Raw genomic sequence first — 26,119 nt, forward strand, 5'->3', positions numbered from 1 at the left:
GTGAGTGACAAAAATGGGCTAGAAGATCTGGCTGGCCAGCAGAAACACCAGGGCATAACGAAACAATTTGCCGAGCCCGATCAGGATGAGAGAGCGCCAGAAGGAGAAGCGAAGCCAACCGGCCAGCAGGCAGAGGCCATCGCCGATCACCGGCGTCCAGGCGAGCAGCAGGCACCAGTGACCATGTTGTTTGAGCCAGGTGAGCGCCTTTTGTTCCCCACGGCCTTGAAAATCTTCCGGTTTTTTCTTCGATGTGGCGAGTCGGCCGAGCCACCAGGTGGTCATGGAGCCCAGGGTGTTGCCCAGCGTCGCCCAGAGCAGCAGACTGGCCATGCTCCACTCTCCCCGGGTGGCCATGGCCCCCAGCAGCACTTCCGAGCTGCCGGGCAGCAGGGTGGCCGAGGTGAAGGCGCTCAGAAACAGCCAGCCCAGCCCCATCTCGGCAATGTCGTTCATCCGGGCTGGCCGTCGGCGGCAGGCATGCGCAGCAGCAGCTTGCCCCGCACATGGCCGCCCTCGATGGCCTGATGGGCCAGCGCCCCTTCCCCCAGCGGGTACTCGCCGGAGATGGTGATATGCACATCCCCCTGACGCAGCAGCATCAGCACCTGGGTCAGTTGCTTCTGATCGGGGTGCACCAGCATGCCGAGCACCTCAATGCCCGCCTCGGCCCCCGCCTCCTTGATCTGCTGGGCCGTGATGGTGGGCACAGTCACCAGGCGGCCACCCGGTTTGACGCAGGCCAGCGCCGCCTTGCCGCTCTCGCCTCCCACCAGATCCAGCACCAGATCCACCGGGCCGCCGGCCACCACCTGTGAAGGCCAGTCAGCGTCGTGGTAATCCACCATCTGGCTGGCCCCGAGCCCGTGCAGGAAGCTGTGGTTGTCAGGCCCTGCCGTGACCACCACCTGGGTCCCGTAGGCGGCGGCAAACTGCACCGCCAGATGGCCCACGCCACCGGCACCGGCCAGGATCAGCACCCGCTGACCGCCCTTGAGGGCTCCATGCTCGAACAGTCCCTGCCAGGCGGTGAGGCCCGCCAGCGGCAGTGCCGCCCCTTGCTTGAGGCTGACCCCGTCGAGCTTGACCAGCTCGTCTTCGCGCGCCACCACAGACTCCGCATAGCCACCGGCCGTCAGGGGAAAGCCCACCATGCCGCACACCTTATCCCCTTCCACCAGGGTGGTGACATTGGGGCCGACCTTCTCCACCACGCCGGAGACGTCATAACCCGGGGTCCAGGGCAGCTTGTCCTTGTTCTGGGCCGCCGCCCAGCCGAGGCCGGCCCGGGTCTTGGCATCTATGGGGTTGACCCCCGCAAAGCAGATGCGCACCCGGACTTCCCCCTCGGCGGGCACCTTGTCGAGGGAGGGGTTGAGCCGAAGTACCGAGGGGTCGCCGAATGCGGTAATCTGTAGCTGCGTCATTGCACAATCCATCCTGTTGATTGATCAAGGATCAACAGAATAACAGCGAGGACACCATGGCTCGAATGTTTCTTATTCCTCTGTTGCTGGCCCTGGGGTGGTGGGCGTTTCTGCTCTACTTCCGCATCCCGCTCAAGCAGGGGGCCAAGGGGTTTTACTGGATCATCGGCATAGGTGGGGGGCTCGCCGCCTTCTTCAGCCTGATGATGGTGCTCACCCACTGACGCCGCCTGCGGCAACAAAAAGGCCACCCTGAGGTGGCCCGGATCTCAACCCGCCTGTGAACTGAGGTGATAGTGGCGATTGCTGCCCTGCCCCAGCACCCCCTCTGCCAGCAGATGGTGGAACACACGGTCCACCTCTTCCAGCGACAGGGAGAGGGCCTCTGCCACCTTGCGCTTGCTGCACTTGAGCTCGCCGCTCTCCAGCGCGCTGCGCACCTGGGCCACCACGGCCGGTGCGGGCTCGGGTCTGCTCACCACCATGGGAGTGGCGACGGCTGATTCGATCTGGCGCGCTTCGGCCTGCTCTCGCGCCCGCAGCCACTGCCATTGACGGCGGAAGCGGTTCTCCTCGCCGATCAGGCTGACGAAAAAGGCACCGAACGCATCCAGCAAGACCGAGAGGAAGCAGACCAGCAGGAACTGCACCTGGCTGATGCTCATGCCCACCCCATCCGCCAGGCTGCTCATCAGCCCCAGCATGGAGGACTGCTCATTGACAGGCTTGGCGTCGCGCTCCTGGCGCAGCTCATCCTGCTTCAGCCTGAGCCGGGTGTTGGCCTGCTGCAATCCGCTCACGCCGCTGGAGATACGCGCCATCTCTATGTACTTGCGCGCAGCCTCCTCGTTGAGCTGGATCTGCCGCTCTATGCTGGCGATCTGCTCGTCGAAACGGGCAATCTCCCGCTCGTGGCGTGCCTGCTGGCTCAGTATGGTGTTGGTGGCGCTGTTGATGCCGCCTATGCTGCCACCTATGGAGATGGCGGCCAGCACGCTGTAAAACAGCAGCGACCAGAAGGCACCGCCGATATCGCGGCGCGCCTTGCACTCGCCGTATTCATACCAGACATAGAACTTGCCCAGCTCGAAGATGATGGCCAGGCCGCCAAACAGCCATTTCATCAGCGGGTTGTCGTCGATGGAGAGAAACAGCAGCAGGGAGAAGACGATGGAGGCCAGAATGGCCAACCCGGTAAAACTGTACACCGTGGTCAGTGCGAACCAGCCCTTGGGATAGCGCAATGCGGCAGGAGCCTGTGTGGTCATGATGAAGAGGGAGTGCCGTGCAGGAAAAGTTGGCTGCCGATTATAGTCAGCAGGCGGTCGGAGAGAAGGGCAAATACCTGAATTCCTTCATATGGATAACCAGCTGTCCATAGTGCGACCAAAACGGACAAATCGGCAGCAGAAAACCGCTACAATCCACCTCAGACTTGAAGGGCATGTTTCGTTGTGCCCGGGTTCAGCCCGGCGCGCTACACTGACTCCCTATTGCCATTATCCGAGGCCATCATGAACAGAACGACTAAGCTGCTGCTCTCCCTTCTTCTGGTTGCCGGCACCTCCACCTCATCGGTCCAGGCTCAGGAGCAGGGGAATCAAACTTTCTCCGTTGACGAGCTCACCTTCAAACTGGACTGGAATGACACGCAATTTGACTGGTCGCAGACCGGCTGTCTGGATCTGGGGGTCGGTGAGGAGACCTCACCCGATTGCAAGGGCGTGAAGCTCAATCTGGATGATGAGGCGCTCCGCAACCAGCCCCCCAGCAGCAACCAGATCCCGACCAGCCAGGAAGAGTAACCCGTCCCCCCAGGAGCATCTCTGATATGACCCACTTCAAGCGCAGTGCCATCATGCACAGGAGCACCCTGCTGTGCGCTCTGCTGATGGCCCAGGGCGTCGCCTTTGCGGCCCCTCCCTCCAAGAACAACGACGACGTCAAGATCTCCACCGATCGAGGCCAGATCAGCCTGGATTGGGACGACAAGGAGTATGGCTGGTGGCAGGACAACTGCCTGGATGTCAGCACCCGCAGCAGCCGCATCAAGCTCAATTGTGACAACATGGATGGCAAGTATCGCGACCACTACAACCGCAGCATCCACAGCGGCAACAACCCGGGCAAGGGCCACGACAAGGACGACTGGGACAATCACGGCAACGGGAAGAGCAAGGACAAGGGAAACGGGAAAGGCAAAAACAAGTGATGGTTCAGGGGCCCCGGCCCCTGAATGCGGCCACCTGTGCAGGCGGTGGCCGCCATATCCTACGCTCGGCTCACGAGCCCCGGGAACAGGCAACTGCCATTCTGCCAACCCAGGCTCAATGGAACACCTTGATACCCTTGGCAAAAAAGTATGAACCAGGCCATTTCACGAACGTTCACCGCCCATTCCTGACAATATTCACAACGATGATGCCAGGATCCTGTTCCGCCCCGGTTAAGGCTGGCGGCGATAGACTGCCTCTCCTCCAGCCGTCATCGAGGCCATCATGCGCAATACCATCTCCCATCTGCTCGCCCGGTTACTGAACAGCGGCGCCGCATTTGAAGCCCCTCTTGCCCGGCGCAGCGCCGCCCAGGATCCCGGTGCCCGCCAGGAAGCACAGGGAGCGAGACGGCCGCCACAGGGCAATAACGCCTGCACCGAGAGCTCTGGCAAACGCGACGGTGACAAGGTCGGCCGCTGACCGCCCCTGCTGGCGTCTACCAGTAATTTTCCACGCTGATGTTGCCGGGGGCCCGGCGCAGGTTCTTGGCAAGACCCAGATCCAGCAGGGTTAGCTGCGTCTCCTTCACCATGGCGGGGTTGCCGCAGATCATCACCTGGCTATGCTCGGCCGAGAAGGCGAGCCCGACCCTGGCCTGCAGCTCGCCGCTGGCGATGGCCGCCGGGATCCGACCAGGCAGCGCACCGGGCCAGGGTTCGCGGCTGACGAAGGGCACATAGTGAAAACGGGGCCCATACTGCTCGACCAGGCTGGTAATCAGGCCCTGATAGGTGAGCTCCTCCCCCTTGCGCACCCCCTGTACCAGCACCAGATTCTCGAAACGCTCGAATGCCTCCCCCTCCGCCAGCATGGCGAGGAAGGGACCTATGGCCGTGCCGGTGGAGAGCAGCCAGAGATCCCGTCCCGGCGGGAGCTCGTCCAGGGTCAGGAAACCCGTGGCCTGGGACTGAACCAGCAAGGTATCTCCCAATTGCAAGGCTCCGAGGGCGGGAGTCAGTTCGCCGTCCGGGATCTCCACCAGATAGAATTCGTGATAGGGGGCTGAGGGGGGATTGACGAAGGAATAGGCGCGCTGGATCCGCTGCTCGCCCCGTTGCAGGGCCAGCTTGGTAAATTGCCCCGCCTTGTAGGGGGCGAGATCCGCCGCTATGCGCAAGGAAAACAGGGTGGGCGTCCACTCGATGCGCTCGAGTACCCGACCTTCGACCCAGGCTGCCATAAAGGTTCTCCTCCAAAAGAACAGAACCTCACTCTACCCCTTGATCCCCTCTTGATTCAAAAAGAAAAAAACCCGCGCATGTGCGCGGGTTTTTTCTGCAAAGCGAATCGCTATTACAGAGCAACAACCTGGATCTGTACGGTTGCCTTGACGTCAGCGTGCAGCTGAACAACAACTTCGTACTCGCCGGTGTTACGCAGAACGTTGCCCATACGGACTTCGCTCTTGGCAACGGCGACGCCGGCAGCAGTGATGGCTTCAGCCACGTCACGGGTACCGATGGAACCGAACAGCTTGCCTTCGTCGCCAGACTTGGAGGCGATGACAACGGCAGCCAGTTCACCCAGCTTGGCAGCGCGCTCTTCAGCGGCAGCTTTACCGGCAGCCAGCTTGGCTTCCAGTTCAGCACGGCGAGCATCGAAGGTCTCGATGTTGGCCTTGGTAGCCATAACGGCTTTGCCTTGCGGGATCAGATAGTTACGGGCGTAGCCAGCTTTAACAGCGACTTGATCACCCAGACCGCCCAGTTTGGCGATTTTGTCGAGCAGGATAACTTGCATTACCTTTCCTCTATATAAAGTTGAGTTAGGCTTAAGTGCCGGACCGATTCTTACTTGTTGTGCAGATCGGTGTACGGCAGCAGAGCCAGGTAACGAGCACGCTTGATGGCGCGTGCCAGCTGACGCTGATACTTGGCGCGGGTACCGGTGATACGGCTCGGTACGATCTTGCCAGATTCAGTGACGTAGTTTTTCAGAGTAACGATATCTTTGTAGTCGATCTCGGTAACGTTCTCGGCGGTGAAGCGGCAGAACTTACGACGACGGAAATAACGTGCCATGGCCTTTATCCTCTAATGCGGTGATCTAAGAATTACTCTTCGGAAGACGCTTCAACAGCATCTTCGCGGCGCTCGTCGTCACGACGGGTGAAGCGCTCTTCCTTGGCCTTGGCCATCGGAGAAACTTCAGTCACGGCGTGCTTGGTGCGCATGATCATGTTGCGGATAACGGCATCGTTGAAGCGGAAGTTGGTTTCCAGTTCGTCGATAACGGCCTGCTCAGCTTCTACGTTCATCAGAACATAGTGAGCCTTGTGCAGCTTGTCGATCGGGTAAGCCAGTTGACGACGGCCCCAATCTTCCAGGCGATGAATGGTGCCACCAGCGGTGGTGATAGCGCCGGTGTAACGCTCGATCATGCCAGGTACTTGCTCGCTCTGGTCCGGATGAACCATGAAGACGATTTCGTAATGACGCATTTTAGCTCCTTACGGATTAATTCAGCCTCCGCCCAGGTGCAGCCAGACCTCGGAGGCAAGGAACATAGTGGTGTTTAGACGCTGCTTTCTAGGGCGGCGTATTGTACGAAATCACATCTCCCACTGCAACTGGCGTCGACAGATGTTTTTGTCGATGACCCTGATGCAAAACTTCAATTGATAACAATTATCATTTAGATCTATGCTATCTCCATACTCTTATGGAGGGTGACACCATGCAACCCGCATTGACCACGGCCATCCCGGCCCGCAAATTCAAGCTGACCCTGCTTGGCCCCGCCTTCATCGCCGCCATCGGCTATATAGATCCTGGCAACTTCGCCACCAACATCCAGGCCGGATCCACCTTCGGTTATCAACTGCTGTGGGTGGTGGTCTGGGCCAACCTGATGGCCATGGTAGTGCAGACCCTCTCCGCCAAGCTCGGCATAGTCACCGGCAAGAACCTGGCGGAGCACATCCGCGACCGCCTGCCCAAACCGGCGGTCTGGGCCTACTGGGTACAGGCGGAGATCATCGCCATGGCCACGGATCTCGCCGAGTTCATTGGCGCTGCGGTGGGCTTCAAGCTGCTGTTCGGGGTGACCCTGCTGGAAGGGGCCTGCATCACGGCCGTGGTCACCTGGGGCATTCTCATACTGCAATCCCGCGGCCAGAAGCCGCTGGAATTCGTGGTGGGCGGTCTGCTACTGTTCGTGGCCGCCGCCTACATAGTCGAGCTGATCTTCTCGCGCCCCCATCTGCCGAGTCTGCTGGAAGGGGCACTCTTCCCCGGCCTGCCCAACGGCGATGCTGTCTATCTTGCCGCCGGCGTGCTGGGGGCGACAGTGATGCCCCACGTCATCTACCTCCACTCGGCGCTGACCCAGCACACCCAGGATCAGGGAACCCTTTCCCAGCGGCTGCACAGCACCCGAGTCGATGTGGCCATCGCCATGACCATAGCCGGCTTCGTCAACCTGGCCATGATGGCCATGGCCGCCGCGGCCTTCCACGACTCGGGCCACCAGCAGGTGGCTGAGCTGGAAACGGCCTACCAGACACTCACTCCCTTGCTGGGTCAGGCTGCCGCCACCCTGTTCGGCCTCTCCCTGGTCGCGTCCGGCATCAGCTCCACAGTGGTCGGGACCCTGGCAGGCCAGGTGGTGATGCAGGGCTTCGTGCGCTTCACCATACCGCTCTGGCTGCGCCGGGCCATCACCATGGCCCCCGCCTTCGTGGTGATCGCCATGGGGCTCAACACCACCGAGATCCTGGTGCTGAGCCAGGTCATTCTGAGCTTTGGCATAGCGCTGGCACTGATTCCGCTGCTGATCCTGACCGGCGATCGCACCCTGATGGGAGAGCATCGCAACCATCCACTGACCCAGGCAGTCGGTCGCCTCATAGTCGCCCTGGTGATCGGCCTCAACGCCTATCTGCTGGTCACCATGATCTAGTGCTCACTCCGCCATCTTGGGACCGGCTCGTTAACAGAGGTTAATGAGCCGGTCCCCGCTTTGGCGTATGCTGCCGCTTTCTCTTCTCTTTTTCTCGTTGCGGGAGCCTTGCCATGGAACATACCCGAGTCAGCTTCGTGCTGGGCCATCATCAGGAACAGGCCAACGTCGTCTATCACGATCAGGGGCAACCCAGCCTGCTGGTCACCGACCTCACCCCCTTCCACCCCCAGAGCCACCTCTGGCCCGATCAGCCGGGCGATGTGGGCACTGTGCGCTGGGATGGTGGCGAGGCGGCCGTGGGCCCCTGCCGGATGGGGGCCATCAGCCCGGAAGGAAGGCTGTTCGTGGATCAGGATATTCCGGTCAAGCGGGGCGCCGAGGGCTGGGCCTTCGTAGTGGTACATCCCCTGGCAGGCGGCCACCCCCTGACCCTTGGCAGCCGGGTGGAACTGCAGGTGGACAAGGATGCCCGCCATGTCTTGAGCCTGGGCCACAGCGGCTGCCATCTGGTGGCGCTGGCCCTTAACCGGGCGCTCGTTCCTTACTGGCGCAAGGAGGTGAGCGAGCGCGACGCGCTGGATCAGCCCGACTTCGACCGCCTCGCCATCCAGAGCTCGCGCGTCGAGCCCATGGGCTCTCGGGAGCAATACCGCATCGGCAAGAGCCTGCGCAAGAAGGGGGTCAACGGCGAGGCACTGCTGGCGGATTTGGCGCTGATAGAAGCAAAGGTCAACCTGCAACTCGCCGACTGGCTGGCTGCGGGGGGCGAGATCCGCCGCTCGCGAGCAGGTGAGGCCATCATCGATTCTCGTTACTGGCACTGCACCCTGGAAGGGCAAGAGCTGACCATCCCCTGTGGAGGCACCCATGCCAGCACTCTGGCGGAGCTGGGTCAGGTCAGGGTGCGGCTCGTCACCGCAGAGGAGGGGTTCAGCCTGCTCTCCGAAGTCACCCCCTGAATCAACGGCCGACCCGGCTTCGCCTCATCAGCCGAGCCGGATCAACAGTATGCCGCAGAGGATCACCAAGGCCGCCATCAGCCTGACCCGCCCCAGCCGCTCCCCCAGCCAGAGCCAGGAGAGCAGCACGGCAAACAGCACGCTGCTCTCGCGCAGCGCCGCCACCAGCCCGATGGGGGCCCGGGTCATGGCCCAGATGACGATGCCATAGGCGAGCAGCGAGAGGGCTCCTCCCAGGGCGCCTGAATACCACTCTGCCCGGGTCAGGCTGCGCAAGGCGGTGCGGCTCTGCCATCTCATCAGCAGCGGCATCACCAGGGCCGTCAGGGTAAAGAGCCAGAGGGTGTAGCGTATCGGCTCCCCCGCAGAGCGGGCCCCGACCCCGTCAGACAGGGTATAGGCGGCGGTAAACAGCGCAGTGATCAGCACGGCGCACAGGGCCGCAGGCGCCAGCCTGATGCCGCCACGCCAGGCCATCAACAAGACTCCGCCCACCAGCACCATGGCCCCCACCACAGCCACGACACCGGGCACCTCCCCCAGCAGCAAGGCACCGAGCAGCAGTGTCACCAGAGGGGCGCTGCCACGGGCCAGCGGATAGATCTGGCCAAACTCCCCCAAGCGGTAGGCTCGGCCGAGAAAGAGGCAATAACCGCAGTGCAACAGGATGGAAAGCGCCAACCAGGGATATTCGACTTGGGCCGGCCACCCTACCAGCGGCAGGAAAGGCAGGGAGAAGAGGCCGGAGCAGAGGGAGACCAGCAGCACGCTGACACGCCCCTCGGCCTGGCGCTTGGCCAGCGCATTCCAGAGGGCGTGCAACAAGGCGGCCAGCAAGATGGCCGCGAAGATGGAGAGAGTCACGACGGGGTTCCAATCAACAAGGGTGTGAGATCATACCCGTTTGCGTCGCAGCAATATGGGAGCCAGCTCATGAAGGCTCCCTGGACTTGCCATCAACTCAGGGGGCTTTGCGCATCCCCATATGAGGGATGTCGTCTTCGAGATAGCCCTCCCCTTCCGCCACGAAACCGTGCTGGCCATAGAAGCCCTGCAGGTGAGCCTGGGCACCGAGCCAGATGCTGTGCGCCGGCCAGCGGGCCGTGCAGGCGGTCACCGCCTCGCCGATCAAGCTGTGACCCAGACCGCCCCCTCTCGACTGGGGGGAGGTGACCACCCGGCCTATGGCGGCGCCATTGTCGTCGCCGATGCCGGGGGCCATGATCCTGGCATAGGCCGCCAGATGCTCTCCCTCATAGCCCTGCAGATGCCAGACTCCTTCGCGGCGATCCAGCCCGTCCAGATCCTGGAAGGGGCAGCTCTGCTCCACCACGAACACCTCGGCCCGCAGGGCCAGCAACTCGTACAACTCGTCCGTGGTCAGTTCAGACCAGGGTTTCAGGATCCAGTTCATCGGCGACTCCTTATCGGTTAGGCCCGCCAGCATAGGTGAGCACCGCCAGGGCGGCATTAACCTTGGTTAAGACTTTTAAGCCGTTTGCGAATGCGGCTCAAGCTGATAGGGGTGATCCCCAGATAGGCGGCGATCTGGTGATCCGGCACCCTGGCATCCAGGGCCGGGAAGCACTGCAGGAAGTGCTGGTAGCGGGCCTGGGGGCTCTCGGTCAACAGCAGCAACTCCTTCTCCTCCTTGATACGCAGCTGCACCGCCAGCAGGTGCTGATACCAGGCGGACCAGCAGGAGAGCTGGCGCAGGTCGGCCAGCTGGAACAGCTGCAACCGGCAGGGCTCCAGCGCCTCCACGCTGTAGCGGGCGGGTTCACCACTGAGCAGGTGATGGAAGTCGAGAAACTCATCCCCCTCCCAGTAGAACTCCTTGATGTACTCACGCCCATCCGCCAGCACCACCTTGGCCCGCAGCAACCCCTGCTCCACCCTGACCAGCAGATCCGGGTTGTCACCGGCATGCCAGAGACAGGTTTTTGGGGCCAGCCGCAAGGGCCGGACAAAAGAGAGGAGGCGCATGGCCTCCTGCTCATCTGTGACCCTATCCCAACAAAAGGGAGGTCTGTCCGTCATCACGGCGTTAGCTGCGGCGCTGACGCACGGCTTCGAACAGGCAGACGCCACTCGCCACCGAGACGTTGAGGCTGGATACGGCCCCCGCCATCGGGATGCTCACCAGTTCGTCGCAATGTTCGCGGGTCAGGCGACGCATCCCCTTGCCTTCGGCGCCCATCACCAGCGCCATGGGGCCGGTCAGCTTGGCCTGATAGAGGTCGTGATCCGCCTCGCCGGCGGTGCCGACGATCCAGACACCGCGCTCCTGCAACTCGCGCAGGGTGCGCGCCAGGTTGGTGACCTGAATGAGCGGCACCACTTCGGCGGCGCCACAGGCGACCTTGCGCACTATGGAGGTCAGGCCGGTGGCCTTGTCCCGCGGCACTATCACCGCATGGACCCCGGCCGCATCGGCGCTGCGCAGGCAGGCGCCGAGGTTGTGCGGGTCAGTCACCCCATCGAGCACCAGCAGGAAAGGCTGGGCCTTTTGATCGGCCAGGCTGTCCAGCAGGCTGGCCAGGTCGTGCTCGGCCAGCTTGGGCGCCTCTATCACCTTGGCCATGATGCCCTGGTGATTGTTGCCCTCGGCTTTATCATCGAGCGTCTTGCGGTTCACGCTCTGCACCTTGATGCCGAGGGATTCCAGCTCGGTCAGCAAGGGTTGCAGCCGGTCGTCATCACGGCCCTTGAGGGCCCATACCTCGATGAAACGCTCCGGGGTGCGCTCAAGCAGCGCGGATACAGCGTGAATGCCGTAGATCAGTTCTGTACTCATTTAGTGCTCTTGGTCTTGTCGCGAGCCTTCTTGCTCGGTCGTCTGTTGCTGGGCTTGGCACGGCCACCCTTGTCGGATTTGCCGCTATCCTTGCTCTCTTTGCGTTTATCGTGACGTTGACCACCCTTGGCGGGCTTGCGCACCACCTCTTTGCCATCCTTGCCGGTCAGCGGCGCTTCCACCATCACGAAGTCGATCTTGCGATCGTCCAGGTTCACGCCCATCACCTTGACACGCACCTTGTCACCCAGACGGTAGCGACGGCGGAAGTTCTCGCCGATCAGCTGCATGTGCAGGGGATCAAACTGGTAGTAGTCGTTGGTGAGGGTACTGACGTGCACCAGACCGTCGATGTGGATATCCGCCAGGCGCACGAAGAAGCCAAAGCCGGTGACGCTGGCGATGACGCCGTCGAAGTCGTCACCCACGTGATCCAGCATGTACTCGCACTTGAGCCAGTCGGCCACGTCGCGGGTCGCATCGTCGGCACGGCGCTCTGTCATGGAGCAGTGCTCGCCCATGGGATCCACTTCTTCCAGCTGGTAGTGGTAACCACCGCTTGGCGTCCACTTGTGGCGCAGGTTGCCCTGCTGCTCCTTGGCCGTCTGGTACTTGATAGCGCGGTGCAGAATGAGGTCGGGGTAACGACGGATCGGCGAGGTGAAGTGCGCATAGGACTTCAGGGCCAGACCGAAGTGACCTATGTTGTCGGCCTGATAGACCGCCTGGCGCATGGAGCGCAGCAGCATGGTGGAGAGCAGCTCCGCATCCGGGCGCCCTTCAAACTTGGCGGCCAGCTCGGCAAAGTCTTTCGGCTCTGGCTCGAGGCCACCCTTGAGCTCCAGACCCAGTTCGGCCAGGAAGTCACGGAAACCGGTCAGACGCTCTTCGCCTGGGCGGTCGTGCACCCGGAACAGGGCAGAGGCTTCGTTCTTCTCGATGTAACGGGCCGCGGCCACGTTCGCCTGGATCATGCACTCTTCGATGATCTTGTGGGCATCGTTGCGCACCAGCGGCACTATCTGGTCGATCTTGCGCTGGGCGTTGAAGATGAAGCGGGTCTCTTCGCTCTCGAACTCCACGGCGCCACGCTGGTGACGGGCGTGCTTGAGCGCCTTGTAGAGGTTGTTGAGCTCCTCGATGTGACCCACCAGCGGCTCGTACTGCTGACGCAGCTTGGGCTCGCCATCCAGGATCCCCGCCACCTTGCTGTAGGTCATGCGGGCGTGGGAGTTCATCACGGCTTCGTAGAACTTGTAACCGGACATGCGGCCGGCGGCGGAGATGGTCATCTCGCACACCATGCAGAGGCGGTCAACCTGCGGGTTCAGGGAGCAGAGGCCGTTGGAGAGCACCTCCGGCAGCATGGGCACCACGAACTCGGGGAAGTAGACGGAGTTGCCGCGCTGATAGGCTTCGGCATCCAGCGCCGTACCGGGCTTCACATAGGCGGAGACGTCCGCGATGGCTACCCACAGGCGCCAGCCGCCACCGCGCTTGGCTTCACAGAAGACGGCGTCATCGAAGTCGCGGGCATCTTCCCCGTCTATGGTGACCAGCGGCAGGGCGCGCAGATCGATGCGACCCTCTTTGGCCTTCTCCGGCACCTGCTCGCCCAGACCGGCAACCTCCTTGGTCACCTCTTCCGGCCAAGTGTGCGGGATGCCGTGGGTGCGCAGGGCAATTTCAATTTCCATGCCCGGTGCCATGTTCTCGCCCAGCACGTCCAGCACTGTACCGACCGCATTGATGCGGGAGGTGGCGCGCTGGGTGATGCGAACGACCACCACCTGGCTCTGGCGGGCACCCTTGTTCTCCCCTTCCGGGATGATGATGTCCTGACCGATGCGGCTATCATCCGGCACCACGAAGCCAACCCCGTTCTCGACGAAGTAGCGGCCGACGATGTCAGCCTCGCGGGCCTTGAGCAGGCGTACCAGACGCGCTTCCTGACGACCCTTGCGGTCGATCTCGGTGGGCTGCACCAGCACGTAGTCGCCGTGCATCAGCCGCTGCATCTCGCGGTTGTTCAGGAAGAGATCCGATCCACCACCCTCGGGGCGCAGAAAACCGAATCCATCTTTGTGGCCGAGCACATAGCCTTTCACCAGATTCAGACGATCCGGCAGGGCGTAACATTGGTTGCGAGTGAATACCAGTTGCCCATCGCGCTCCATGGCGCGCAGACGACGGCGCAAGGCTTCCAACGGCTCTTCGTCGGTCAGCTTGAGGACCTTGGCCAACTCCTCCCGGGACATGGGTTTCTCATGACCACGGATAAGCTCCAGCAGCATCTCGCGGCTGGCGATGGGGTTATCGTATTTTTCGGCCTCGCGTTGGAGGAAAGGATCTTTTTGAGACATAAGCAGGCCTTAGGGTAGGTAGTAACGCAGACATTATATCGAAGGGGGGAGCTAATGGCATCCATCGACTGCCTTTTGCCCAATCTCTCTGTCATACTGGGCAAAGTTTGCAGGTATGTGAGACTCGGAACTCATGAGCAAGGACTCGTTCGCCCAATCGGCCGCCTATTTGAAACAGGCGGTCCCCCTGATGATCAAGTATCAAATCCCCACCACCCCGAACAATTACCACCTCTGGTACAACTACGTCTCCGGCGCCATGCCCGAGCTGAACAACGCCGTCGATCACGCCATAAAACTGCAGGGTACCTTCTCCCTCACCACCTGTGAGCGTCTCTATCACCAGCATCTGGCCAGCCAGGACGAACAGCAGATGGAGACGATGAAGCTCAATCTGGTCGCCATGGCCAACGAGCTCGGCCACTCCATGCAGGATGCGCTGGTCGACACTGGCCAGTTCCAGGCGATGCTCGACAAGAGCTTCGACAAGCTGAGCCTCATCGATGACGAGGGGCTGAGCCTGGACGACACCATGGCCATCTTGCGGGAGCTGGTACGCGAGTCGCGGGACGTGCGCATGTCCACCCTGCACTTTCGCAACCAGCTCAGCAGCGCCGAGAAGGAGATCAAGGAGCTAAAGGCGGCGCTGAACGAGACGCGCAAGATGGCCACCGAGGACGCGCTCACCTCCCTGCTCAACCGCCGCGCCTTCGATCTGGAGATGGACAGCCTGATCCGCAACAAGCAGCCCTTCTCGTTGATCATGACCGACATCGATCGTTTCAAGAATTTCAACGACGAATATGGCCACCTGCTGGGGGATCAGGTGCTGCGCATCGTCGGCAAGCGGCTGCGGGAAGTCAGCAAGGAGGGTATCACTGCCTATCGGCTCGGGGGGGAAGAGTTTGCCCTGCTGGTGCCGGGCCGGGCTCTGGCACTGACCCGCCAGATGGCGGAGAGCCTGCGCCGGGTCATAGAGCGGATGTCGCTGCTGGATCGCAAATCGGGCCGGCGCATCGATCACATCACCGCCTCCTTCGGTGTGGGGGAATACAATGGCCAGGAGACGGCGGACGCCCTGATAGAGCGCACCGACAAGCTGCTCTACAAGGCCAAGGAGCTCGGTCGCAACCGGGTGATGCCGCTCCCCTCCTGAGCACATCAGACACAAAAAAGGCCGGTCAATGACCGGCCTTTTCAACTTTACCGCGTCGGCTCAGAGGCTTTTCAGCTTCTCTTCCGGCAGCGCCAGCTCATCGTTGTGGTTGACGCCGATGCCGCGCTCCAGCACGTGGCGGGCGATGGCATGGGCCTCTTCCAGGGAGTGCATGCTGTAGGTACCGCACTGGTATTCGTTCAGCTCGGGGATCTTCCCCTGCTCCTGCACTGTCAGCACATCGCTCATGGCAGCCTGCCAGGCCGCACCCACGCGAGCCTCGTCCGGCGCGCCGATCAGGCTCATGTAGAAGCCGGTACGGCAGCCCATGGGGGAGATGTCGATAATTTCGACCCCGTTGCCGTTCAGGTGATCACGCATGAAACCAGCAAACAGATGCTCGAGGGTGTGGATGCCGCGCTCGGAGAGGATCTCCTGGTTCGGCACGCAGAAGCGCAGATCGAACACGGTAATGGTGTCCTTGCTCGGGGTCTGCATGGTCTTGGCCACCCGGACTGCCGGGGCTGCCATGCGGGTATGGTCGACGGTAAAACTGTCCAATAATGGCATTTCTGACTCCTGATTGGTTACGAGAACCAGCCCCCGCTGGGGAGCCGATCCTTGCATTGTCGATACTGGGCGCCGTAGCGTTGGGCACGGGCCTCCACCTTGCGGGAGACCTTCATCAGCCACCCTTTGCTGCGGTAGCTGCCACGCCGGTAGCCACCCCAGCCTTCGTGATAGTTGAGATACTGGCCATAGGCATCCCACTTGGAGGTGCCGTTGAGCCGCTGCGCCTTGTTAGTGTACCAGCCCATGAAATCGATGGCGTCGGCGAAGTCGTCGCGATCGCTCCAGCCGTTGCCGGTCTCACGCTGGTAATCATCCCAAGTCTCATCCTTGACCTGGGCGTAGCCATAGGCAGAGCTGGCACGCCCGGTCGGGATGAAGAGGAAGTATTGCATCGGCGGCTGGGCATCGTGCACGAAGGAGGACTCCTGATACATCATGGCCATCACCACGTGCACCGGGGTCCCCCACTTCTCGTTCATCTTGAGTGCCGCCTTGTGCCACTCCGGCTTCTCCCGAAAGATCTGGCACAGGTTTTCCGGCTGGGCCGGTGGCCGGGAGCTGCAAGCCGTCAGTGCCATCAGCAGGCCTGCCGCCACCACGAGACGCATCCCGGAGATCAAGGGGGTTACATCGTCGTGTTCTTGGTCGTTTCGAGGCACATCCATCACATCAAATCGCGTCTTCGTTCTCTTCGCCGGTACGGATGCGGATCACCCGCTCCACCTCGCAGACGAAGATCTTGCCATCACCGATCTTGCCGGTGCGAGCAGTGTTCTGGATCGCTTCCAGGCAGGCATCGAGCTCTTCGTCCTGCACCACCAGCTCTACTTTCACCTTGGGCAGGAAGTCGACCATGTACTCGGCACCGCGGTAGAGCTCGGTGTGGCCCTTCTGGCGCCCGAAGCCTTTGACTTCGGATACCGTCATGCCGTTGATGCCGATCTCGGCCAGGGCTTCGCGCACATCGTCCAGCTTGAACGGTTTGATGATGGCTTCAATCTTCTTCATGGTGACTCCTTACCAGTTCTGTTTACCGAACCCGGACGTAATGGGGTAGCGGCGATCCTTACCAAAGTTGCGAGCCGTGATGCGGGGCCCGACGGCAGCCTGACGGCGCTTGTACTCGTTGAGATCCACCAGACGGATCACCTTGCGCACCACGGCTTCTTCGAAGCCCTCCGCCACCATGTCGGCGACCGAGGCGTCTTCTTCCACATAGCGCTTGAGGATGGCGTCCAGAATGTCGTAGGGAGGCAGGCTGTCCTGATCCACCTGATCCGGTGCCAGCTCTGCCGAAGGGGGACGATCGATGACCCGCTGCGGGATCACGTAGTCGACCGAGTTGCGATATTCGCACAGCTTGAAGACCAGCGTCTTGGGTACGTCCTTGAGCACGTCAAAGCCGCCCGCCATGTCACCATACAGGGTGGCATAGCCGACCGCCATCTCGCTCTTGTTGCCGGTGGTCAATACGATGCGGCGACGCTTGTTGGAGAGTGCCATCAAGAGCACGCCACGGCAGCGGGCCTGCAGGTTCTCTTCGGTGGTATCCCGGGCGGTTCCCTCGAACAGCGGCGCCAGCTGGGTCATGAAACCTTCGAACATGGGCTCGATGGAGATGATGTTGAACTCGACCCCCATCCGCTCTGCCTGTTCCTTGGCATCTTCCACGCTCATCTGGGCTGTGTAGCGGAACGGCATCATCACCGCCTGCACCTTGTCCGCACCTATGGCATCGGCCGCGATGGCGAGCGTCAGGGCGGAGTCGATGCCACCGGAGAGGCCCAGCACAGCCCCCTGGAAGCCGTTCTTGGTGACGTAGTCATGCACCGCCAGCACCAGCGCCTGATAGGTCTCGGCTAGGGGCTCCAGTGGCGCTGCGGGTTCCCGCTCTTTCAGCGGCTGGCCGTCGACAAAGCGCACCAGAGCAAGCTCTTCGGCAAAGGGAGCCAGCTTGTGAGTCAGCTCGCTCTGACCGTTGAACACCTTGGAGCAACCATCGAAGATCAGTTCATCCTGACCACAGACCTGATTGAGGTAAACCAGTGGCAAACCGGTCTGCTCGCAGCGCTCGGCCATCAGCTCGCGGCGGATCCAGGGTTTCTCCTGATCATAAGGGGAGGCATTGATGGTGAGCAGCAGCTCGGCACCGGCCGCCTTTGCCGCGAGTGCCGGGCCCGGTTGCCACAGATCTTCGCAGATAAGCAGCCCCAACTGGTGGCCACGGAACGACACTACGCAGGTATCGCTCGCCGCGGTGAAGTAACGCTTCTCGTCGAACACCCCGTAGTTGGGCAGATCCTGCTTGAAGTAGCGGGCGATGAGCTTGCCCTGCTCATAGAGGGAAGCTGCGTTGTAGAGCGCCTCTCCTTCACGCCAGGGGTGGCCCACCAGAATGGCGCAACGACCCTGCCAGGCCGCGACACGAGCCAGGGCCGCCTCCACACGGATCATCAGATCGCTGCGCAGCAGCAGATCTTCAGGCGGGTAGCCGGTCAGCGCCAGCTCGGAGCAGACCAGCAGATCGGCTCCTTGCTGGTCGGCCTCTGCGGCGGCAGCCAGCACCTTGTCACAGTTATCTTCGATAGCGCCTACCGTCAGATTTAACTGGGCAAGCATCAGAGAGAGGGCTTTTGCCATGGCGATGCATCTTGAATTCGAAAATGATGGGGAATGATAAAGAAAAGGGGCTGGCTGTGCCAGCTCAACACTTGGCCTTTGCGCTGGTGTTCTGGCTGTCTGGAGATAAGATGTAACTAATCGAGGGAGATATTTGCCATGATCAAGGATGTGAAAGGATTCACTCTGCTGGAACTGATGATAGCGGTCAGTCTCGGGGTCATCTTGCTCGGGATTGGGGCACCGGCCATGTCGAGTCTGCTCAGCGAGAACAGCTTGCGATTTGAATCACGCACGCTCCTGAAATACCTGCGCTTTGCCCGCAGTCAAGCCATCGACAACCAGCAATCAGTCACCGCCTGCCTGGCCAATGCCAGCGACAACTGCGTCACTGCCAACCCGACTCAATTGCTTGTATTCGTCGATAATGATGCTCCGGCAGACAACATCCTGAATAACAGCGATCAATTTCTGGCCAGAACCACTGCATTTGCCGGAACACTGACAATCTCCAATAACCGGATTTCCACCACCTTCAGCCCGGATGGCACCAGCCTCGGCAGTAATGCCACTATCAGCCTCTGCCGCTCAGGCAATGCCCAAGTCAACTTGGTCATTGCCCAATCGGGGCGCTCCAGCCAGTCAACCCAGGCCAACGTCTGCCCCTAAAAATGTCGGCTCACTAGCGTAACTGGCTGGCGTCCTGCTGCTGTCCCTCTTTTGACTGAAACTTCTCCCCCAGCGGGCGGCACTCCAGCAGTGTCTTCACCGACTGTACTGCCCCATCGACCTCATACCCTCTCTTCTTGAATTTCTCGTGTACAGCCTGAGGAGAAGTATCCGTCACAGGACCATGCAACACGACTCGCTGTCCATTCGCCAGCTCGGCGTAACACTTCATGTCCTCCGCCAGCGCCGCTCCCGATAACAACAGGCTCAGGGCCAACACCGTGCTCAGTGGTTTCATTGCGCCTCTCCTTCATACAGGTAAATTTTCTTGGGCGACATGTCCATTTCCGCCTCTTCCGCGCCCTGGTTGCACTCCCCGGCACCAGTACAGCGCTCCGGCTCACCGTCACCCTCGTCCTTGAGAATCACCTCCTCCCCAACACCTCCTCCAATGATACGGACCTTGGCATCATCCCCTGCATGCACCACCAGATCATCCGCCACCTTGTTTTGCACTTCCACGTAGCGTTCCGGCGTTTCATTGCCATCGAGATCGACCACATAACGGAAGGAGCTGCCATAGTGCATGTCCACCATGTACTGGCGCGCCGCACCTATAGACTGAATGGTGCATTGCTGGAAGGACTGCACCTGCGGCAGGAACGAGGTGAAGTAAAGTTTGCCCTGCAACACCACACCCGCCCCCATGGACTTCTCGCCGGGTTCGTTCAACCAGTTGACCCAACCTTTGGCGGTGGTGATTCCCGCCTTGGTCGCCAGAACATCATCACTGGTCGTCTGTGCCGACAGGGGGTCTGAGGTCACGTCATAGAGATCGGTAATCAGGATGGGATCTCTGGCCTGCGCAGTAGTTGCACGGGGCATGACGTCATAGTCACGCAACATGAAATAACCATTGCGGACTGTCGCTTCCGAGGAGGGCCGATTGCGATCACCACTGCCGATCAGCACAGCATCAAAGGGGCGATCCTGGTAGGAATAGACAGTATTCCCCCCCACCACTGTACGTGTCACTTCCTTGTTGATGGTGCGCACCACTATAGGTTGCGTAAAGAAGCGGCGATCGGCGGCCTGAGTGCTGTCAGATCCCAGACTGGCAAATTTGAATACCCGCCAATCTGATTTGGTGGCATTCGGGAGATCCATCCGCCAGATATTACCTCCGGTATCCCCTGCATAGATGCGGTCAGTCTTGCCATCACCATCGCTATCCAGAGTCGCCACCGAGCCAGGCATGCTGTCAGCCATCCCCGTTACCTGGAGATTGGTGGTTGAGGTGGCTGCCGGGGTCGCACTGAACACCAAGGCCCCTGTCTCGGCGTTGACGATATAGATCCCCCTCCCCGTGCTGTCATTCGCCCCCAGCCCCTGGGCACTCTTGTTCACGTCATAGCCGCCAGCAAAGATCAGGACTGGTGTGGTGACCCCCGGCACAAAGGCAACCTCAGGCACCGACCAAGTCAAACCCAGCTCGCTGAAGCCCGTCGTTTGGGAGTTCAGGCGCCATTTCAGCGTCGGCGTATTGGGGCTGGAGATATCAAAGGCGTAATAGGCCTTTCCACCGCTTCTCAATCCAGTGAATACCCAAACGAAGTCATTCTCGGACGATTTCAACACCCCATTGCGATTGGCATCTTTGATGAGGGCGACAGGAGAGGAGTCAACACCATAAATATGATCCGCAGATTCGGCGTTGATACGCAATGCCCTCTGATTGGGCAAGAACTCATAGGGGATGGCGGCCCAACTCTCGTCTATGGTGCTGCCCATATCCTTGAACATATGAAGGAAGCCCGCATTGGTCCCAAACAAGATCCGCAAATCAGGCGCATCGGCAGGATTACCGGATTGCGGGCCATAGTTCAGCACCAGGGGCCGGGAGTGCAGGGGATCGCCCATGATATGCGCGCGGATCAGGGTTGATGTATCAAAATCTTCGTCGTCGACATCCAACCCCTTGGTCCAGTCGATCAGGGAATCGAGTTCTGTCGTACTGCCTGCCTGCATGAAAGTCATGAGCGCCGCCTCACTGCCCGCCTGCGTCACCAGATTGGCCTTGGTCAGCGCATCGAGCCGGCTCTGGGCATTATTGATGACATAGAGACTGCGGGTGCTTTTTTCCGCCAGCATCTCTTGTGCCCCACCTTCAGCCACCTTGTTGCCATCACGACCTGATGACCAGAAGGTCTGGGCGCTGTCGATGATGGTGCCATCAAACTTGATAGCGGGCAGCCCTCGACTATCCGCAACATAACCGTCCGGGGAAAATACCAGTTTCTTCAGATTGCCCCGCCATCTGGGTCCGTCATCCGGCTCAAACATAGCGTAATAGATATTGTTAAGGCTGCGAGTCCGGTCAAAGTTGTTACTGGCAATCGCAGGTGACACCAAGGAGGTATTGATGCGCAGGATCGCTAGCAAAGAGGCCTTTAGCGCATCGGTCAAGGCTGAGGCATCGGTCGCTGGGTAGTACTCACCACCTCCCCGCCTGGCCGTCTCCGCCAGCAGATTACCCGCCCCCGAGATAGCCTCATCACCAAATCCGACAGTAAAGGTGGTCACAGTCTGGGTCCCTGGTGAAACAGCATTGACATCCTTGTGCTTCATATAACCGGCCAAGGCAGCCAGATAGCTGTTTTCTCTGTTTCTTCCAGAACCATAAGAAACCACAGTCCCATAGGCCGCTTTTTCATCCGTGCTCAGGGTCTTGATTAGCTCCTGCACAAGGGTATCTGAAGAAGTATCCTGGGTCGGCTCGCCATCGGTGATATAGATGACATAACCGTTATTTGAGCAGTTATCATAGGGTGCCTCATAGGTACCAGTCGGACTCTCGGCTGTAGTATCTCTCGGGCTACCTTGCAGTCCATACACAACGCTTTTGCCCCCAAAGAATTGATATGCCTCACTCAACGTCTCACATAACGGTGTGTTGGTGCTGGCAGTCAGGGCTTCGACCCGATCCAACAGATCCTGCTCCCCCGTCTTGCCATTTGCCAGTGTAATCTCACTGCCTAATATGTCTCTGACAATACGCCCGCCATTATTATCAGTGTCATTGTTTCTATTAAATACCGCCAGACCAAAGTCCACCCCAGGTGTGGATGATATCAAGCCTTTCACTGCATCCTTGGCAATGCGGAGTCGAGATTCCTCTGAGTATCCGGTTGGGCCATGATACCAGCGAATATAATTGGCAGAATAAATGGTCACAGCAGTATTACTGGCATTGACGGCATTATTTTTATTGGCCGTATAAAACCACTCGCCGCTTCTACTACTGTCCTTGTCTACTGGATAACCAGCCCCAACCGTCCAGCTTCCGCTGTAGGGGTTGGCCGGGTTGCTTGCTGTAATATCCTGCTTGCAATCTACCAGATTGATATTGTTCTCTTGATCACCGCTGAGTGAATTCCATTCACCCCGCCCTCTTCCTGGTGGGTTACCATTCGTAACCTCATAACTCCACATTTGCGACTGAAAATAACCAATATTCGACAATGGAGTTTTTGAAGTCGCACAAGCATTCAGCTTGTCGGAGAATCGCCTGCTGGTGTTAATAGCAGGAATACTGCCATCGGTTGAATAGTAAATGTACTTTTTACTATTGTTAGAGTCCGGATCATTGCTCAATGCAGGATACACGGTAGCAGGGTTATAGACCTCTTTGATCTGCTCCATGGTGTCAGCCATACTGCCGGAGTTATCGAATATCAGCAGCACCTTGGGGCGAAAGTCACCGGCCTTGTTGAAATCATAAATAAAAAGCTCGGTGTCATCAGCCCTTGTCGAGGTCACCGACAATACAAGGCTACACCAGCATAAAATTACTCCCAGTTGTCGTAACCACATATCCTTCGCTCCTATTCTGTGAGCAGTGGTTGTTCTACACCCGCAATCCAAGTCAACGGGCGAACATATTTGCCATAATTCACATTGGCCTGCAGCTCGACATACTTGCACGCAGGAATCACATTGCTGCTGCTGGCGTCAATCTTTCGCTTGCACACGGTTTCGATACGATTAGTAAGAGCGACAGCCGCCGAAGCATTGCTGCTATTGACGCTGATCGCCGCACTGGCCCCCAGAGTGGCGCCCATGCCGGCAATCACAGTCGATATGTTGTTGCTCTGCATCGCCGCTTCGATGATGCCTTCGAGCCGATGCTCCGCCTGTCGGAAGCTGGCGGACGAGCCTGCCATCTTGAGGTCTTGCCCCGAAGATTGCATCACTACCACGGCAATCAGGGTAAGAGGCAGCAAAATTATCAGGGCGACGATCAGAGCCACACCGCGCTGGGATCTCATGCTCCACCTCCCACTATTACCGCAGGATTGCGCAACGATACGCTGGATTCCAGCAACAGACGACGGAAGCCATCTCCATTGCCTGATATGCTGGTGCTGCCAACCTGATAAACATTGTTATTCACATAACTGCTGGATGCTTGCAGTGAGCGCACCAGAATAAAGATGCGTGCCGCCACGACCCGACCTTCACTCCATTCCTGTTCAGTTACATTCGCGGTCGCGACATAACGGTCAATTTCACCATCCGGCACCGGGCTGTCGTCGACACCAAACAGCACCGTCATCCGTTCAATTCCTTCGGCCATGGGGCCGGAGATCAATACCGATCCGCCATTTGCGGTCAGGTAACGCTTTCTCAATTCAGGGTTGCCTGCTGCATTGGGAGAAAGGTAATAGATAAAGTGCTGATACTCCCAGAGCTGACGCTCCGGCGTCATAGCGGGGACCGTTTCTCCCCCCTTGAACATCTGGGCGGCCTGGGTCGTCGTGGCGAGATAAAAACGATTGCCAGTCGCGGCGGCATCCGCCAGCGGAAGACCAATCAGCCGCTTGATGCTGATGACATCCGTATTGGCGATACGCGAAGCCACGGGTATACAAGCAAAAGCCCCTCCCGTAATCGCCCTGCTGTTGTCCACCCCTGCGACCCAGATCCCCCGATTTGTTCCCACACTGGGTGGCAGGCTGCCTCGCCCAAGATTGTCCAGACAATCATTTGCGGCAAGCACACTAGACCCAGCACTCAGCGTAACCCCCTGCCCCACGGCCATGGGAGAACCCGTATAGTCCCCCCAAAAGCCAGCCCATTTCAGGTCCTGGGTGAGCAGACGCATGGCGATGCGGCCATTTTCCTGCAACTCGCTCTGATCGAAGGCATCTTCAGTGGTGGCACGGGAGGCTACGAAGATGCTCAGGCCACCACCAATCAGAAATACTCCGATCAGCATGGCGATCAGCCACTCGACCAGAGTAAAGCCACGGGCATTCATAAGGTGGTCGTCAGCACGAACTGACGCCTCTGCCGATCTGCGGCATTCCCAAGCCCACAACTGTTGCGCACAGCGGTAACCGCATCGGCGCCATCAGACAGAGACTCCCGGCCGCGCCAGAAGATCCCCACTGTCAGGCTGTTGTTGGCCCCGCGGATCACGCAGCCGACTGGAGCCTGCAGAGATGAGGCGGCACCGGACACGGCGGAGCCAAGCAGGGACTGCTGCCAATAGAAGAGATCCAGCGCCTGCCGTTCACTGCGACTGCAATCCGACATGGTGCCATTGCTGTTGGCACAACTCGGCATGTTCAGGATAGTGTTGCCTGATACGACTGTCGTGCCCTGGGCAGTCCAGCTGTCCTGGTTGATCCTGGCGCGCTCAACGAGGTCATTTGCCAGCCAATTAGCAATGGTGCGCTGGCGGGCCTCATAGCCGGAGAATTTGGCCGTGGCCTGCATGCCAACCAGCCCCAGCAGACCAAAGGAGAGCACCACTGCGGCTATCATCACCTCCAGCAGGCTGAATCCGGTCATCTGGCGACGGCGTTGAAGTTTCATCGGCTAGTCCCAGCAGGCGTCGTTGGCGGTATCGCCGAGTCGGGTAGCGCTTCTGGTGCCATCCTGATCGATGGAGAAGATGATGCAGTCACTATCGGAGCCTTGTGCGCCGGAAGCCGTGGCAAAGAGAATGAACGTATTGGTGCCGGCAGAGATGACCAGATGGTAGAAGCCGGACTCGGAGTTGTCAGTGATATTCAGGTCGGCAGCGGAGGAGGCGTACCTATTGAAGTCCATAAAATAGGTTTCTTGTCTGTTGGCGGCATCCAACAGCATCTTTTTGGCATCAATACGGTGGCTGGCCAGCAGATAGCGCTGATATGAGGGATAAGCAATGGTGCCAAGAATCGCCACAATGGCGACGACAATCATCAATTCAATGAGGGAAAAGCCTCGATAGAACCCAATCATATCCCATCCTTGGTGACTGGCGGTCTTGTTAGTCTAATGCCGGATAGGTCGCAACAACAAATCCGGCATCAGAAACATCACTCTTTATTCTTAGGCCATCCTGGCCACATTCAAATGATTCTAAGCTCTGGCGGCACCTCGAAGACCACGTTCTCTTCGCGACCCGGGTGTTCGGTCACTATCTTGCCCCCCAGCTCGCGCAGACGGGCGATGACATTCTGAACCAGCACATCGGGAGCAGAGGCTCCCGCCGTCACCCCGATACGATCCACACCGTCCAGCCAGCCCGGTTCGATCATGGTGGCATCGTCGATGAGGTAGGCTCGCGCCCCCACCTTCTCGGCCAGCTCTCGCAGGCGGTTGGAGTTGGAGGAGTTGCGAGAACCGACTACCAGCATGGCATCCACCAGCCCCGCCATCTCCCGCACCGCATCCTGACGGTTCTGGGTGGCATAACAGATGTCATCCTTGCGCGGTCCCTGAATTTTCGGGAAGTGTTGGCGCAAGGCATCGATAACGTCCGAGGTCTCGTCCACGCTGAGCGTAGTCTGAGTAACGAAGCAGAGATCGTCCGGGTTCTTCACCTTGAGCCTGGCCACGTCCTCCGGCGTTTCCACCAGATACATGCCCCCTTCCGGATTCTCGTACTGCCCCATGGTCCCGATCACCTCGGGGTGACCGGCGTGACCAATGAGCACGGCCTCGGAGCCCTTGCGGCTGGCTCGATGGACCTCCATGTGCACCTTGGTCACCAGCGGACAGGTGGCATCGAACACCTTGAGGGCACGGGACTTGGCCATCTCGCGCACCGTCTTGGCAACGCCGTGGGCGGAGAAGATGACGATGCTGTCATCCGGCACCTCGTCGAGCTCCTCGACGAACACGGCTCCCGCCTCTTTCAGCTTGTTCACCACATAGCGGTTGTGCACCACCTCGTGACGGACATAGATGGGGGCACCGAATTTCTCCAATGCACTCTCGACTATGCTGATGGCACGGTCGACACCGGCGCAAAAGCCACGGGGATTAGCCAGCAGTATATCCATCAGAGCACCTCACTCATGCCGATGGCGTAATCGACATCAA

31 protein-coding genes are annotated in these 26,119 nt (G+C 59.7%); 8 read left to right on the forward strand and 23 right to left on the reverse strand.

Features of this window, described 5'->3' with window-relative positions; all coding sequences use genetic code 11:
• Nucleotides 1–18: 18 nt before the first annotated feature.
• Nucleotides 19–456 (reverse strand): YqaA family protein, encoded by a 438-nt coding sequence (locus tag Aeroheme_RS17570; protein ID WP_106884967.1) that lies wholly within the window; start codon nucleotides 454–456, stop codon nucleotides 19–21.
• Entirely contained in the window at nucleotides 453–1,427 is a 975-nt protein-coding gene (locus Aeroheme_RS17575; RefSeq protein WP_393935107.1) for an NADP-dependent oxidoreductase, read from the reverse strand. Before Aeroheme_RS17575 ends, Aeroheme_RS17570 begins: the two co-directional genes overlap by 4 nt.
• Before the next feature lie 56 nt (nucleotides 1,428–1,483).
• Here Aeroheme_RS17575 and Aeroheme_RS17580 point away from each other — a divergent pair, with 56 nt between their 5' ends.
• Entirely contained in the window at nucleotides 1,484–1,651 is a 168-nt protein-coding gene (locus Aeroheme_RS17580; RefSeq protein WP_162472074.1) for a hypothetical protein, read from the forward strand.
• A gap of 45 nt (nucleotides 1,652–1,696) precedes the next feature.
• Here the strand turns inward: Aeroheme_RS17580 and Aeroheme_RS17585 are convergent, their stop codons facing one another.
• Nucleotides 1,697–2,695 (reverse strand): Preprotein translocase subunit SecY, encoded by a 999-nt coding sequence (locus Aeroheme_RS17585; protein WP_411166290.1) that lies wholly within the window; start codon nucleotides 2,693–2,695, stop codon nucleotides 1,697–1,699.
• Between the two features lie 246 nt (nucleotides 2,696–2,941).
• Between Aeroheme_RS17585 and Aeroheme_RS17590 the strand changes: the two genes are divergently transcribed.
• The 3 genes from Aeroheme_RS17590 (at nucleotide 2,942) to Aeroheme_RS17600 (ending at nucleotide 4,123) form a co-directional block, all read left to right on the forward strand.
• Entirely contained in the window at nucleotides 2,942–3,232 is a 291-nt protein-coding gene (locus Aeroheme_RS17590; RefSeq protein ID WP_171275434.1) for a hypothetical protein, read from the forward strand.
• Nucleotides 3,233–3,258: 26 nt separating this feature from the next.
• On the forward strand, nucleotides 3,259–3,639 hold the full coding sequence (locus Aeroheme_RS17595) for a hypothetical protein (protein WP_411166291.1): 381 nt from the start codon (nucleotides 3,259–3,261) through the stop codon (nucleotides 3,637–3,639).
• Between the two features lie 286 nt (nucleotides 3,640–3,925).
• Nucleotides 3,926–4,123: a hypothetical protein gene (locus Aeroheme_RS17600; protein WP_163156682.1), complete on the forward strand. Its 198-nt coding sequence runs from the start codon at nucleotides 3,926–3,928 to the stop codon at nucleotides 4,121–4,123.
• 16 nt (nucleotides 4,124–4,139) lie between these two features.
• Here the strand turns inward: Aeroheme_RS17600 and Aeroheme_RS17605 are convergent, their stop codons facing one another.
• The 4 genes from Aeroheme_RS17605 to rpsF all read right to left on the reverse strand — a co-directional run bounded on the left by Aeroheme_RS17605 (nucleotide 4,140) and on the right by rpsF (nucleotide 6,143).
• On the reverse strand, nucleotides 4,140–4,883 hold the full coding sequence (locus Aeroheme_RS17605) for a ferredoxin--NADP reductase (protein ID WP_163156684.1): 744 nt from the start codon (nucleotides 4,881–4,883) through the stop codon (nucleotides 4,140–4,142).
• A gap of 113 nt (nucleotides 4,884–4,996) precedes the next feature.
• Nucleotides 4,997–5,443, reverse strand: a complete 447-nt coding sequence (gene rplI, locus Aeroheme_RS17610) for a 50S ribosomal protein L9 (RefSeq protein ID WP_005331773.1) — start codon at nucleotides 5,441–5,443, stop codon at nucleotides 4,997–4,999.
• A gap of 50 nt (nucleotides 5,444–5,493) precedes the next feature.
• Nucleotides 5,494–5,724: a 30S ribosomal protein S18 gene (gene rpsR / locus Aeroheme_RS17615; RefSeq protein ID WP_005313392.1), complete on the reverse strand. Its 231-nt coding sequence runs from the start codon at nucleotides 5,722–5,724 to the stop codon at nucleotides 5,494–5,496.
• A gap of 32 nt (nucleotides 5,725–5,756) precedes the next feature.
• Nucleotides 5,757–6,143, reverse strand: coding sequence for a 30S ribosomal protein S6 (rpsF, locus tag Aeroheme_RS17620; protein ID WP_005331771.1), 387 nt, complete (start codon nucleotides 6,141–6,143; stop codon nucleotides 5,757–5,759).
• Between the two features lie 236 nt (nucleotides 6,144–6,379).
• Between rpsF and Aeroheme_RS17625 the strand changes: the two genes are divergently transcribed.
• Both Aeroheme_RS17625 and Aeroheme_RS17630 read left to right on the forward strand, forming a co-directional pair.
• On the forward strand, nucleotides 6,380–7,603 hold the full coding sequence (locus Aeroheme_RS17625) for an Nramp family divalent metal transporter (RefSeq protein WP_411166292.1): 1,224 nt from the start codon (nucleotides 6,380–6,382) through the stop codon (nucleotides 7,601–7,603).
• Between the two features lie 113 nt (nucleotides 7,604–7,716).
• Nucleotides 7,717–8,565 carry a hypothetical protein gene (locus tag Aeroheme_RS17630; RefSeq protein ID WP_411166293.1) on the forward strand — a complete coding sequence of 283 codons (849 nt, stop codon included), beginning with the start codon at nucleotides 7,717–7,719 and terminating at the stop codon, nucleotides 8,563–8,565.
• A 27-nt stretch (nucleotides 8,566–8,592) separates the two neighbouring features.
• Here Aeroheme_RS17630 and Aeroheme_RS17635 read toward each other — a convergent pair whose 3' ends face one another.
• The 5 genes from Aeroheme_RS17635 to rnr form a co-directional block, all read right to left on the reverse strand.
• A complete protein-coding gene (locus tag Aeroheme_RS17635) occupies nucleotides 8,593–9,429 on the reverse strand; it encodes an EamA family transporter (RefSeq protein WP_368169226.1) in 837 nt (278 codons plus the stop codon).
• Between the two features lie 97 nt (nucleotides 9,430–9,526).
• Complete coding sequence (locus Aeroheme_RS17640; protein ID WP_290029335.1) at nucleotides 9,527–9,979, reverse strand: GNAT family N-acetyltransferase; 453 nt, start codon at nucleotides 9,977–9,979, stop codon at nucleotides 9,527–9,529.
• Nucleotides 9,980–10,035: 56 nt separating this feature from the next.
• The gene (locus tag Aeroheme_RS17645) at nucleotides 10,036–10,605 is read right to left on the reverse strand and encodes a Crp/Fnr family transcriptional regulator (RefSeq protein WP_411166294.1); all 570 of its coding nucleotides are present in this window, start codon (nucleotides 10,603–10,605) and stop codon (nucleotides 10,036–10,038) included.
• Between the two features lie 7 nt (nucleotides 10,606–10,612).
• Nucleotides 10,613–11,362 carry a 23S rRNA (guanosine(2251)-2'-O)-methyltransferase RlmB gene (gene rlmB / locus Aeroheme_RS17650; RefSeq protein ID WP_111913152.1) on the reverse strand — a complete coding sequence of 250 codons (750 nt, stop codon included), beginning with the start codon at nucleotides 11,360–11,362 and terminating at the stop codon, nucleotides 10,613–10,615.
• Nucleotides 11,359–13,725 carry a ribonuclease R gene (gene rnr / locus Aeroheme_RS17655; protein ID WP_106884977.1) on the reverse strand — a complete coding sequence of 789 codons (2,367 nt, stop codon included), beginning with the start codon at nucleotides 13,723–13,725 and terminating at the stop codon, nucleotides 11,359–11,361. Before rnr ends, rlmB begins: the two co-directional genes overlap by 4 nt.
• A 133-nt stretch (nucleotides 13,726–13,858) precedes the next feature.
• On the opposite strand from rnr, the gene Aeroheme_RS17660 reads away from it, so the two are divergent.
• Nucleotides 13,859–14,881: a GGDEF domain-containing protein gene (locus tag Aeroheme_RS17660; protein WP_162520008.1), complete on the forward strand. Its 1,023-nt coding sequence runs from the start codon at nucleotides 13,859–13,861 to the stop codon at nucleotides 14,879–14,881.
• Nucleotides 14,882–14,941: 60 nt separating this feature from the next.
• Here the strand turns inward: Aeroheme_RS17660 and luxS are convergent, their stop codons facing one another.
• The 4 genes from luxS to Aeroheme_RS17680 all read right to left on the reverse strand — a co-directional run bounded on the left by luxS (nucleotide 14,942) and on the right by Aeroheme_RS17680 (nucleotide 18,094).
• The gene (luxS, locus tag Aeroheme_RS17665; RefSeq protein ID WP_106884978.1) at nucleotides 14,942–15,451 is read right to left on the reverse strand and encodes an S-ribosylhomocysteine lyase; all 510 of its coding nucleotides are present in this window, start codon (nucleotides 15,449–15,451) and stop codon (nucleotides 14,942–14,944) included.
• 17 nt (nucleotides 15,452–15,468) lie between these two features.
• Complete coding sequence (locus Aeroheme_RS17670) at nucleotides 15,469–16,062, reverse strand: transglycosylase SLT domain-containing protein (protein ID WP_163149504.1); 594 nt, start codon at nucleotides 16,060–16,062, stop codon at nucleotides 15,469–15,471.
• Nucleotides 16,063–16,123: 61 nt separating this feature from the next.
• Nucleotides 16,124–16,462, reverse strand: a complete 339-nt coding sequence (gene glnB, locus Aeroheme_RS17675) for a nitrogen regulatory protein P-II (RefSeq protein WP_025325723.1) — start codon at nucleotides 16,460–16,462, stop codon at nucleotides 16,124–16,126.
• A gap of 9 nt (nucleotides 16,463–16,471) precedes the next feature.
• Nucleotides 16,472–18,094: an NAD+ synthase gene (locus Aeroheme_RS17680; RefSeq protein ID WP_106884980.1), complete on the reverse strand. Its 1,623-nt coding sequence runs from the start codon at nucleotides 18,092–18,094 to the stop codon at nucleotides 16,472–16,474.
• Between the two features lie 138 nt (nucleotides 18,095–18,232).
• Between Aeroheme_RS17680 and Aeroheme_RS17685 the strand changes: the two genes are divergently transcribed.
• Nucleotides 18,233–18,742 (forward strand): GspH/FimT family pseudopilin, encoded by a 510-nt coding sequence (locus Aeroheme_RS17685; protein WP_289986588.1) that lies wholly within the window; start codon nucleotides 18,233–18,235, stop codon nucleotides 18,740–18,742.
• A gap of 13 nt (nucleotides 18,743–18,755) precedes the next feature.
• Here the strand turns inward: Aeroheme_RS17685 and Aeroheme_RS17690 are convergent, their stop codons facing one another.
• From Aeroheme_RS17690 to ispH, 7 genes are all read right to left on the reverse strand, one after another.
• Nucleotides 18,756–19,040 (reverse strand): TapY2 family type IVa secretion system protein, encoded by a 285-nt coding sequence (locus Aeroheme_RS17690; RefSeq protein WP_411166295.1) that lies wholly within the window; start codon nucleotides 19,038–19,040, stop codon nucleotides 18,756–18,758.
• Complete coding sequence (locus tag Aeroheme_RS17695; RefSeq protein WP_411166296.1) at nucleotides 19,037–22,615, reverse strand: pilus assembly protein; 3,579 nt, start codon at nucleotides 22,613–22,615, stop codon at nucleotides 19,037–19,039. The genes Aeroheme_RS17690 and Aeroheme_RS17695 overlap by 4 nt, the downstream gene beginning before the upstream one ends.
• A gap of 11 nt (nucleotides 22,616–22,626) precedes the next feature.
• Nucleotides 22,627–23,070: a type IVa pilus pseudopilin TppD gene (tppD, locus tag Aeroheme_RS17700; RefSeq protein WP_106884984.1), complete on the reverse strand. Its 444-nt coding sequence runs from the start codon at nucleotides 23,068–23,070 to the stop codon at nucleotides 22,627–22,629.
• Complete coding sequence (locus Aeroheme_RS17705) at nucleotides 23,067–24,062, reverse strand: PilW family protein (protein WP_411166297.1); 996 nt, start codon at nucleotides 24,060–24,062, stop codon at nucleotides 23,067–23,069. The genes tppD and Aeroheme_RS17705 overlap by 4 nt, the downstream gene beginning before the upstream one ends.
• On the reverse strand, nucleotides 24,059–24,622 hold the full coding sequence (pilV, locus tag Aeroheme_RS17710; protein WP_163149515.1) for a type IV pilus modification protein PilV: 564 nt from the start codon (nucleotides 24,620–24,622) through the stop codon (nucleotides 24,059–24,061). The genes Aeroheme_RS17705 and pilV overlap by 4 nt, the downstream gene beginning before the upstream one ends.
• A gap of 3 nt (nucleotides 24,623–24,625) precedes the next feature.
• Entirely contained in the window at nucleotides 24,626–25,033 is a 408-nt protein-coding gene (tppA, locus tag Aeroheme_RS17715) for a type IVa pilus pseudopilin TppA (RefSeq protein ID WP_163135572.1), read from the reverse strand.
• 110 nt (nucleotides 25,034–25,143) lie between these two features.
• A complete protein-coding gene (gene ispH / locus Aeroheme_RS17720) occupies nucleotides 25,144–26,079 on the reverse strand; it encodes a 4-hydroxy-3-methylbut-2-enyl diphosphate reductase (RefSeq protein ID WP_411166298.1) in 936 nt (311 codons plus the stop codon).
• Nucleotides 26,080–26,119 lie beyond the last annotated feature (40 nt).

The organism is Aeromonas sp. DSM 116730 (assembly GCF_046581335.1).
GTDB classification, from domain to species: Bacteria; Pseudomonadota; Gammaproteobacteria; order Enterobacterales; family Aeromonadaceae; genus Aeromonas; species Aeromonas rivipollensis.

Excerpts from the sequence above, each read along its gene's own strand:
- Aeroheme_RS17570 (WP_106884967.1), bottom strand. The coding sequence starts at position 456 with ATGAACGACATTGCCGAGATGGGGCTGGGCTGGCTGTTTCTGAGCGCC.
- Aeroheme_RS17575 (WP_393935107.1), bottom strand. The coding sequence starts at position 1,427 with ATGACGCAGCTACAGATTACCGCATTCGGCGACCCCTCGGTACTTCGG.
- Aeroheme_RS17580 (WP_162472074.1), top strand. The coding sequence starts at position 1,484 with ATGGCTCGAATGTTTCTTATTCCTCTGTTGCTGGCCCTGGGGTGGTGG.
- Aeroheme_RS17585 (WP_411166290.1), bottom strand. The coding sequence starts at position 2,695 with ATGACCACACAGGCTCCTGCCGCATTGCGCTATCCCAAGGGCTGGTTC.
- Aeroheme_RS17590 (WP_171275434.1), top strand. The coding sequence starts at position 2,942 with ATGAACAGAACGACTAAGCTGCTGCTCTCCCTTCTTCTGGTTGCCGGC.
- Aeroheme_RS17595 (WP_411166291.1), top strand. The coding sequence starts at position 3,259 with ATGACCCACTTCAAGCGCAGTGCCATCATGCACAGGAGCACCCTGCTG.
- Aeroheme_RS17600 (WP_163156682.1), top strand. The coding sequence starts at position 3,926 with ATGCGCAATACCATCTCCCATCTGCTCGCCCGGTTACTGAACAGCGGC.
- Aeroheme_RS17605 (WP_163156684.1), bottom strand. The coding sequence starts at position 4,883 with ATGGCAGCCTGGGTCGAAGGTCGGGTACTCGAGCGCATCGAGTGGACG.
- rplI (WP_005331773.1), bottom strand. The coding sequence starts at position 5,443 with ATGCAAGTTATCCTGCTCGACAAAATCGCCAAACTGGGCGGTCTGGGT.
- rpsR (WP_005313392.1), bottom strand. The coding sequence starts at position 5,724 with ATGGCACGTTATTTCCGTCGTCGTAAGTTCTGCCGCTTCACCGCCGAG.
- rpsF (WP_005331771.1), bottom strand. The coding sequence starts at position 6,143 with ATGCGTCATTACGAAATCGTCTTCATGGTTCATCCGGACCAGAGCGAG.
- Aeroheme_RS17625 (WP_411166292.1), top strand. The coding sequence starts at position 6,380 with ATGCAACCCGCATTGACCACGGCCATCCCGGCCCGCAAATTCAAGCTG.
- Aeroheme_RS17630 (WP_411166293.1), top strand. The coding sequence starts at position 7,717 with ATGGAACATACCCGAGTCAGCTTCGTGCTGGGCCATCATCAGGAACAG.
- Aeroheme_RS17640 (WP_290029335.1), bottom strand. The coding sequence starts at position 9,979 with ATGAACTGGATCCTGAAACCCTGGTCTGAACTGACCACGGACGAGTTG.
- Aeroheme_RS17645 (WP_411166294.1), bottom strand. The coding sequence starts at position 10,605 with ATGACGGACAGACCTCCCTTTTGTTGGGATAGGGTCACAGATGAGCAG.
- rlmB (WP_111913152.1), bottom strand. The coding sequence starts at position 11,362 with ATGAGTACAGAACTGATCTACGGCATTCACGCTGTATCCGCGCTGCTT.
- rnr (WP_106884977.1), bottom strand. The coding sequence starts at position 13,725 with ATGTCTCAAAAAGATCCTTTCCTCCAACGCGAGGCCGAAAAATACGAT.
- Aeroheme_RS17660 (WP_162520008.1), top strand. The coding sequence starts at position 13,859 with ATGAGCAAGGACTCGTTCGCCCAATCGGCCGCCTATTTGAAACAGGCG.
- luxS (WP_106884978.1), bottom strand. The coding sequence starts at position 15,451 with ATGCCATTATTGGACAGTTTTACCGTCGACCATACCCGCATGGCAGCC.
- Aeroheme_RS17670 (WP_163149504.1), bottom strand. The coding sequence starts at position 16,062 with ATGCGTCTCGTGGTGGCGGCAGGCCTGCTGATGGCACTGACGGCTTGC.
- glnB (WP_025325723.1), bottom strand. The coding sequence starts at position 16,462 with ATGAAGAAGATTGAAGCCATCATCAAACCGTTCAAGCTGGACGATGTG.
- Aeroheme_RS17680 (WP_106884980.1), bottom strand. The coding sequence starts at position 18,094 with ATGGCAAAAGCCCTCTCTCTGATGCTTGCCCAGTTAAATCTGACGGTA.
- Aeroheme_RS17685 (WP_289986588.1), top strand. The coding sequence starts at position 18,233 with ATGATCAAGGATGTGAAAGGATTCACTCTGCTGGAACTGATGATAGCG.
- Aeroheme_RS17690 (WP_411166295.1), bottom strand. The coding sequence starts at position 19,040 with ATGAAACCACTGAGCACGGTGTTGGCCCTGAGCCTGTTGTTATCGGGA.
- Aeroheme_RS17695 (WP_411166296.1), bottom strand. The coding sequence starts at position 22,615 with ATGTGGTTACGACAACTGGGAGTAATTTTATGCTGGTGTAGCCTTGTA.
- tppD (WP_106884984.1), bottom strand. The coding sequence starts at position 23,070 with ATGAGATCCCAGCGCGGTGTGGCTCTGATCGTCGCCCTGATAATTTTG.
- Aeroheme_RS17705 (WP_411166297.1), bottom strand. The coding sequence starts at position 24,062 with ATGAATGCCCGTGGCTTTACTCTGGTCGAGTGGCTGATCGCCATGCTG.
- pilV (WP_163149515.1), bottom strand. The coding sequence starts at position 24,622 with ATGAAACTTCAACGCCGTCGCCAGATGACCGGATTCAGCCTGCTGGAG.
- tppA (WP_163135572.1), bottom strand. The coding sequence starts at position 25,033 with ATGATTGGGTTCTATCGAGGCTTTTCCCTCATTGAATTGATGATTGTC.
- ispH (WP_411166298.1), bottom strand. The coding sequence starts at position 26,079 with ATGGATATACTGCTGGCTAATCCCCGTGGCTTTTGCGCCGGTGTCGAC.